The sequence below is a fragment of the Aeromonas caviae genome (assembly GCF_000819785.1).
In the GTDB taxonomy this organism is placed as follows: Bacteria; Pseudomonadota; Gammaproteobacteria; order Enterobacterales; family Aeromonadaceae; genus Aeromonas; species Aeromonas caviae.
Genome location: NZ_CDBK01000105.1, coordinates 133,082 through 137,668 on the forward strand (window position 1 = coordinate 133,082; position 4,587 = coordinate 137,668).

At 67.2% G+C, this 4,587-nt stretch carries 4 protein-coding genes; 1 reads left to right on the forward strand and 3 read right to left on the reverse strand.

The window, feature by feature from the left end; translation table 11 throughout:
• Positions 1-35: 35 nt before the first annotated feature.
• From BN1120_RS19165 to BN1120_RS19175, 3 genes are all read right to left on the reverse strand, one after another.
• Positions 36-1,541 (reverse strand): helicase HerA-like domain-containing protein, encoded by a 1,506-nt coding sequence (locus BN1120_RS19165; protein ID WP_042017570.1) that lies wholly within the window; start codon positions 1,539-1,541, stop codon positions 36-38.
• Between the two features lie 115 nt (positions 1,542-1,656).
• Complete coding sequence (locus BN1120_RS19170) at positions 1,657-2,151, reverse strand: DUF2062 domain-containing protein (RefSeq protein WP_042017571.1); 495 nt, start codon at positions 2,149-2,151, stop codon at positions 1,657-1,659.
• Positions 2,145-2,663, reverse strand: a complete 519-nt coding sequence (locus BN1120_RS19175; RefSeq protein WP_039040274.1) for a DUF2062 domain-containing protein — start codon at positions 2,661-2,663, stop codon at positions 2,145-2,147. Before BN1120_RS19175 ends, BN1120_RS19170 begins: the two co-directional genes overlap by 7 nt.
• Before the next feature lie 115 nt (positions 2,664-2,778).
• On the opposite strand from BN1120_RS19175, the gene BN1120_RS19180 reads away from it, so the two are divergent.
• The coding region (locus tag BN1120_RS19180; protein ID WP_236727609.1) for a DNA internalization-related competence protein ComEC/Rec2 at positions 2,779-4,587 on the forward strand (1,809 nt) is incomplete at its 3' end.

A 4,587-nucleotide genomic window follows, 5' to 3' on the forward strand; every position in this document is an offset into this window, starting at 1 on the left:
CCCGCCGTATCGGCGGGCTTTTTCATTTTCCGGCATCAGCGGCGCCGCTTGCTGCTCCCCAGCAGGGAGCCGAGCACCCCGCGCATCAGCTGGCGTCCCACCTCGTTGCCGAGGGTGCGGGCCACGCTCTTGGCGGCGGTCTGCACCACCCCGTCATGCTGGCCACCACGGGGGCCGGTGCGACCGAACAGGATGCCATTCAAGGCATCCAGCAGACCGCCGCCCTGGTCGGTCTGTGGGGAAGCAGTCTCGTCACCGGCGGCGGGCGATGCCTCCTGAAGCCGCTCGAACGCGGACTCCCTGTCCTCCTGGGTGTCGTATCTGCCGTAGAGCAATGAGCCCTGAATAAGCGTCTGGCGCTCGGCCGCGCTCAGGGGGCCGATGCGGCTGGCCGGGGGCGCGATGAAGGCGCGCTCCACCACGCTGGGCCGCCCCTTCTCGTCGAGCAGGGAGATGAGCGCTTCCCCGACCCCCAGTTCAGTGATGGCTCCGGCGGCGTCGAAGGCAGGGTTGGCCCGCAGGGTGTTGGCGGCGATGCGTACCGCCTTCTGATCGCTCGGGGTGAAGGCGCGCAGGGCGTGCTGCACCCGGTTGCCAAGCTGCCCCAGCACGCTGTCGGGGATATCGGCCGGGCTCTGGGTCACGAAATAGACGCCCACCCCCTTGGAGCGGATGAGGCGCACCACCAGCTCAATTTTCTCCAGCAGTGCCCTGGGCGCATCCTTGAACAGCAGGTGAGCCTCGTCGAAGAAGAACACCAGCACGGGCTTTTCCGGATCCCCCACCTCGGGCAACTGTTCGAACAGCTCGGAGAGCAGCCAGAGCAGGAAGCAGGCATAGAGGCGGCTGGACTGGGTGAGCTTGCCGGCGGCCAGCACATTGATATGGCCGTGGCCCGCCTCGTCGGTCTGCATCAGATCCTGGATGTCCAGCATGGGCTCGCCGAAGAAGTGATCGCCGCCCGCGCTCTCCAGGGTGAGGAGGTTGCGCAGAATGGCGCCGATGGAGGCGGTCGACACATTGCCGTAGCGGGTGGTGAGGGTCTTGGCGTGCTCCCCCGCAAACTGCACCATGGCCCGTAGGTCTTTCAGATCGAGCAGCAGCAAACCCTCGTCGTCCGCCACCTTGAACACCAGCTCCAGCACCCCGCTTTGGGTGTCGTTGAGGCCGAGCAGGCGTGCAAGCAGCAGAGGCCCCATGTCGGAGACGGTGGCCCGCACCGGGTGGCCCTCTTCGGCGAAGAGATCCCAGAACAGGGTGGGGCTGGCGGCAAAGTCGGGTGCCTGAAGGCCGAGCTGGGCCAGACGGGCATCCAGCTTGGCAGAGGGGGTACCGGCGGCGCCCAGGCCGCTCAGATCCCCCTTCACGTCGGCCAGAAAGACCGGCACGCCGAGGCGGGAAAACCCCTCCGCCAGCACCTGCAGGGTGACTGTCTTGCCGGTGCCGGTGGCCCCGGTGATGAGGCCGTGGCGATTGGCCATGGCGGGGAGCAGGGAGAGGGGGTGGCCATTGGCATGGGCCAGCGTGAGCGGTTCGGCCATGGTGGGCTCCTTGTTTCGAATGGGGGTCGAAAAACAACGGGTTACAAGGAGTGTGGTGGCAGAGGCAGACGATGGCAAGGCACGCCGCCCGAGACAAGGACGGCGTGCTGGCAACCTAGCGGGGGCGGGTCAGCTTGCCCAGTTGTAACAGCAGCAGGGTGAGCAAGGCGCCGGCGGCGGCGCTCAGCACCGCCAGCAGCAGGCTGCCGAGCAGGAAGGGGGGCACCAGGATGGCTGCCTCCTGCTCCAGCCAGTGCAGGGACCAGGTGAGATGGAAGGGGGCTGGCGTCTCGTTCAGCACCAGGCAACCGGTACGATAGGCGTAGAGGTACATGAAGGGGAGCGTCAGCGGGTTGTTGAACCAGACCGCCAAGAGGGCCAGCGGCAGGTTGAAGCTGAACGCCAGCACCAGGGCGACGGCCACCAGGGAGTGCATGGGCATGGGGACCCAGCTGGCGAACAGCCCGGCCGCCACGGCGCCACAGAGGGCCCGCGTTCCCCCTTGCCAGAGGGCGGGGGTCAGCAGTCGCTCGCCAAAGAGGGCGAACCACTTCTGTTGGCGCAGGGTATCGGGGTCAATCTTGAAGCGGGCCAACCAGCGATTCAGCATGGGCGCGCCACTTTGCGTTTTTGCCACTGGCGCACCGTGCTCAGGCGCCAGCCCGCGCGAACCAGGAGATAGCCGACGAGGGCGCTCAGCAGGGCAAGCACCAGGGAGCCCAGCAAGAGCGGCGGGGCCACCGTCTCGAACACCGACACCAGCCAGGCCCAGGTGAAGGTGATCTCGATGTGCTGGGAGGGTTGCCCCAGCAACTGGCAGCCCACCAGATAGGCGCCATAAAACAGCGGTGGCATGGTCAGGGGGTTGGAGAGCCAGACCAGGGCCACCGAGAGGGGCAGGTTGACCCGGCAGGCGATGGCGCCGCCAGCGGCCAGCAGCATCTGGCAGGGGAGGGGCACCCAGGCCATGAAGAGGCCGACCGCACAGGCACCGGCGGCGGAGCGCCGGTTGAGATGCCAGAGATTGGCATCCAGCAGCAGCTTGCCAAAGAGTCGCAAGTGTTTGTGTTCCTTGAGGGTCGCCGGGTCGGGTAGCCAGCGCTGTATGATTCGTTTGGGCATGTTCTGAACCTTGCTAAATACTTGCTCCATGGATCTGCGTCTGTTGTCGTTTGCCCTGGGGGCAAGCTCCTCACTGCTTTGGCCATGGCTGCCTTCATGGGAATGGGGTGGCCTGATGCTGCTGCTCGCGCTCCCCCTTGCCGGTGGTCGTTGCTGGCGGCTGCTGTTTCTGCTGCTCGGCATCCTCTGGATACAGGTGAATTTGCACTACCGGCTTGCCTGGCTGGATCAGCTTGGCAAAAAAACGAGCCACATCATAACCGCACACGTGCAAAGTGCGGAGTCTTCGAGAGAGAAAGAGGGGGATAAATTTGCGCGCCTGCTGCTGCGCCTCGACACCCTGGACGATCGCCCCCTCATCGTGCCACCCCTGGTGCGGGTCAATGCCTATCAGGTGTTGCCGCCGTTGCCTGCCGGCAGCCGCGTCACCCTGGTGACCTCCCTCAAGCCGGCCCATGGCCTGGCCAACGAAGCGGGGATGGATGGGCGACGCCTGCTCCTTGGCAAGGGGATCACCGCCACCGGCAACCTGCGCCGGGTCATCGCCCTGGATGCCGGGCCCCCGGGTGTGCGCGATCGCTGGCTGGCGGCGGCGAGTCGCGCCTGGGAGGGGATGGCGCAGGCCCCCCTGCTGGCAGCCCTCACCTTCGGGGAGCAGGGGGGGATCACGGATGCCCAGTGGGAGCTCTTTCGCGGCAGCGGCCTGACCCACATCATCGCCATCTCGGGCCAGCATATCGCCCTGGTAGCGGTGCTCGGCTGGTGGCTCGGGCGGCTGTTCGGGCTGCGCGGGGCTATCTGCGTGTCACTCCTGTTCGCGGCCACCTACAGCTGGCTGGCGGGGTTTGCGGTGGCCACCGAGCGTGCCCTCATCATGGTGCTGGTGTGGAGCCTGCTGCGCTGGCTAAAGCGGGACTGGCCGAGCCACCGGATCTGGCTGTGGGCCTTCGTGGTGCTGACATTGTGGGACCCTTTCGCCCTCTATTCTGCGGGGTTCTGGCTCTCTTTTCTGGCGGTGGCCCTGCTGTTGCTGGCGAGCCTGTTGCACGATCGCCCCGGCCTGGTGCGGCTGCAACTTCTGCTGCTGCTCGGATTGCTGCCCCTGCAACTGCTGCTGTTCGAGGGGATGGCGCCCCTGGCGTTTCTGCTCAATCTGCTGGCACTGCCGCTGTTCTGCCTTGTCATCATTCCCCTGGCGCTCGTCGGCGTGCTGGTGGCGCCCCTCTCCACGTTGCTGGCCCACGGCCTGCTCTGGGTCTCCGCCTTCGGCCTGGAGTGGGTGCTGTGGGGGCTCACGCAGCTGGCGGATCGCCTGCAGCTCTGGTGGCCGGTGCCCGGCTGGCTGATGCCCGCCAGCGCCCTGCTGATCCTGCTGTGGACGGGATGGCACCTGCCGGGAGGGCGCGCCCTGGGGGGACCGGTGGCGGCGGCCCTGCTGCTCGCCCTCTGGCCTGCTCCCGCTGCCTGGCAGGTGCGGGTGCTGGACGTGGGGCAGGGGCTCTCGGTGCTCGTCACCCGGGGGGATCGGGCCATCCTGTTTGATACCGGGGATCGCTACCCCGGGGGCTACAACATGGCGGATGCGGCCATCCTGCCCCTGCTCAACCGGCTCGGCATCCGGGTGATCGACACCCTGATCATCAGCCACAGAGACAGGGATCACGCGGGCAACCGGCAGGCTCTGCTGCAGAGCATGGCGGTGCGCCGGGAGCTCTCCTCCTTCCCCTTTACACCGGCTACCCAGGCCTGCCGCCGAGGTCAGCAGTGGCATTGGCAGGGACTGGATGTGCGGGTGCTCTGGCCCCTGGCAGCCGGGGCGGGGCGCAACAACGACAGTTGCGTGGTGCAGCTGGACGACGGGCGTCATCGGCTGCTGCTGAGCGGTGACATCGAGCGGCAGGCGGAGCGCCGCCTGCTGGCACTG

Coding starts and splice junctions, on each gene's coding strand:
- BN1120_RS19175 (WP_039040274.1), bottom strand. CDS start 2,663: ATGCCCAAACGAATCATACAGCGCTGGCTACCCGACCCGGCGACCCTC.
- BN1120_RS19170 (WP_042017571.1), bottom strand. CDS start 2,151: ATGCTGAATCGCTGGTTGGCCCGCTTCAAGATTGACCCCGATACCCTG.
- BN1120_RS19165 (WP_042017570.1), bottom strand. CDS start 1,541: ATGGCCGAACCGCTCACGCTGGCCCATGCCAATGGCCACCCCCTCTCC.